The organism is Streptomyces sp. NPDC002130 (genome assembly GCF_040296465.1).
Taxonomy (GTDB): Bacteria; Actinomycetota; Actinomycetes; order Streptomycetales; family Streptomycetaceae; genus Streptomyces.
Genome location: NZ_JBEOXI010000556.1, coordinates 1 through 2,445, shown reverse-complemented (window position 1 = coordinate 2,445; position 2,445 = coordinate 1). Strand labels below are relative to the sequence as shown.

Genomic DNA, 2,445 nt, shown 5'->3' with positions numbered 1-2,445 from the left:
GCCAGGCGGGTCGAGGGCGAGTCGGTCAGGTCGCGCACGCCCAGGGCGTGGGCCTCGATGCGGTGGTCGATGCAGCCAGCCAGCAGCGCCGAGGGCTTCGCCCCGACCGCACGTTTCCGCTACCTCGGGATGCGGTCGGGGCACACAAACGAGACGAGGTGGGCATGAAGCGAAGACTCTCGAATTGGTTGCGACGCATCGCCTATCGACTCGACCCAGTACCAACGGGACCTCAGAATCGGGACTATGGACATGTGCCTAATGTGCCGAAAGTCCCTATCCTGACCTTCGGTCGGCAGCCTGGTCAGGCCGAACAGATGCGACAGTACCTGGCGCGGAACAATGACCGCCCGAACCATCGGTGACATCGACAGGCTTCTCAGCCGAGTAGTCGAACTCCGACGACGAGCGCCCGACCGACGATTTCACCAAATACTCAGTCGCAGAATCGACTCACTCCTCGCGGACCGAACACACGCGAAGGCACAGACTTGGCCGGATGCCGAACCCCTCGACCTCGAGGATCGGCTTGTCAACGTCACCCGGCCCTGGCACGAGTCAGCCAGGGCCGGGAGCGAAGCGCACCCACGACATGCCCACCGTTCAATGGGTGAGGTGTTGCTGCCCGGCCAACCAACCGAAGAAGGAAACGGGGGAGACGATGCAATCACCACGTCGTGACCCGTTCCTGCAGTACTGGACCAGCAGCGCAGAAGGCCTCGCAAAGTGGGCCTCCACGCCAGACGGCGCATGGACCCGATTGGTCGCCCACCTGCGCAAACACATGTCCGAACGCCACGCGAAAGGCCTTGCCTCCAAGTACTACCGCGTGGTGTTCGGCATGTGGGTCGGGGAACGGAAAGGGAAAAACCCGCTCGGCCCGGGCTGACGACTACTGCTGAGTCATAGACGTGATCTCAACGCTGTACTTCGAGTCGCCCATGAACTGCACGTTGCACTCGAAGTTCGCGCGCAACACTGCACCGAGGGCGTTCTGACTGTCGACACCACCGGAAATCGTCCACGTGTCTGTCGGATCCTCGCGCACTGCCGGATCTGCCGTGAACTTCGCCGAGGCCGGCGCCGACAACCGATCAGAAACAGTGTCCTGGCAAGCCTGAACGGCGTTCTCGACCCGACTCGTGCGTGTCGGAGACGTCAGCGAGAAGATCACGACGAGCGCCACGAACAAGACGACGACCCCGCCGAGAATCCACGGCCACCGCTTCCTCTTCTTCGGAGGCTGGGGCACCGGATAACCGGCAGGCTGTCCCGACCAGTTTTGCTGCGGCTGCTGCGGATACGCGCCCGAAGGCTGTCCGTACCCGTACGGCGCGTGCGGATCTGCCCCTACCGGCGGGTTGACACCGGGTTGACGCGGATCTGCTCCTGGATGGGGATAGCCACCGTTCGGCGGGGGCTGAGTCATCGTCACAACCTTCACTCGTCCAGAGGGCCGGTGATCAGCCCTTTTCTATGCGGTTCTTCCGCGCCTGTGACTTGCGTTCCTGTGCGACCTCTTTGGTACGGGGCCGAGGAGAGGCCTTATCGGAATTGATAAGGCCGAGCTTGTTCAAGCGCAGTCTCAGAGTGTAGAGCGACAGGCTGGATGCTTCGGTGATCTCATCCCAGGTCCACCCTTCCGGGTACACCTTTTTCAGGCTCTTGTTGATGCTCTCTTCGACTACCTCGAGTTCCGCACGCAGCTCCCGCCGGCGTTCGCCGAGAGCGGTCAATGCGTCGATGTTCTTCCTCGATACCATGTCCGGGATCGTAGTCACGATCCTTCGGGGCCGCAATCTTCGTGATGGGGCCATAGTCGCGGCAGCTGTGGATGATCTCATGGGATCGTCGATATTCGTACGGTCGGAGCGGACTTCGAAACGAGTCGCTCCGAGTGGTCGGCATGACGTGTGAGAGCTGACGCGAGTGTGCGCGCGGCTTTGGGGGACAGGTCGACGAGCCCGTGAGGCATGGTCGCTGCCAAGGTCACCAGCGGGGCTTCGTCGATGCAATCCGAGGTGACGGTCACTTCACACCCGAGTGTGCTCAGGACGGTGACAGGAGCCTCCTCCGACGGGGGATGGCTCAGAACTGCGGGCAGATGCGTGTCGTTTCGCATGGGTTGGGTACTCCGTGATCGCGCGTGTTCGTTTGTTTGAGGGGACATCAGGTCGGGCACCCAGGGAAGGTGTGGCCTGAACCACAGGTGTCTCTCCCGGTGGAATTAGACCACCTGCCGCCGACACCGAAAAATCCGACCCTTCGGACTTGGGGTCCTTCGCCGCGGCGACACCTCGAGAGCGCATTCTAAGGGTTTGACCTGCGGATATGCTGCATGATGCTTGCATCATTCAACAGCTTCGTGAGGGTAGCCGAAAAGGCCCGCACACCTCGCCGGTGTGGGGCCTGATCGACTTACCCGATGGCCTGCCTTCCGGCGCC

3 protein-coding genes are annotated in these 2,445 nt (G+C 62.1%); 1 reads left to right on the top strand and 2 read right to left on the bottom strand.

Annotated elements, in window-relative coordinates:
- Positions 1-592: 592 nt before the first annotated feature.
- Positions 593-889: a hypothetical protein gene (locus tag ABT116_RS42715; protein ID WP_351646095.1), complete on the top strand. Its 297-nt coding sequence runs from the start codon at positions 593-595 to the stop codon at positions 887-889.
- 3 nt (positions 890-892) lie between these two features.
- On the opposite strand, the gene ABT116_RS42710 is transcribed toward ABT116_RS42715, so the two are convergent.
- Both ABT116_RS42710 and ABT116_RS42705 read right to left on the bottom strand, forming a co-directional pair.
- Entirely contained in the window at positions 893-1,429 is a 537-nt protein-coding gene (locus ABT116_RS42710; RefSeq protein WP_351646093.1) for a hypothetical protein, read from the bottom strand.
- A gap of 34 nt (positions 1,430-1,463) precedes the next feature.
- Positions 1,464-1,781, bottom strand: a complete 318-nt coding sequence (locus tag ABT116_RS42705; RefSeq protein ID WP_351646090.1) for a hypothetical protein — start codon at positions 1,779-1,781, stop codon at positions 1,464-1,466.
- Positions 1,782-2,445 lie beyond the last annotated feature (664 nt).

Bases quoted from the DNA above. Each gene is read 5' to 3' on its own strand.
- ABT116_RS42715 (WP_351646095.1), top strand. From the start codon at position 593: ATGCCCACCGTTCAATGGGTGAGGTGTTGCTGCCCGGCCAACCAACCG.
- ABT116_RS42710 (WP_351646093.1), bottom strand. From the start codon at position 1,429: ATGACTCAGCCCCCGCCGAACGGTGGCTATCCCCATCCAGGAGCAGAT.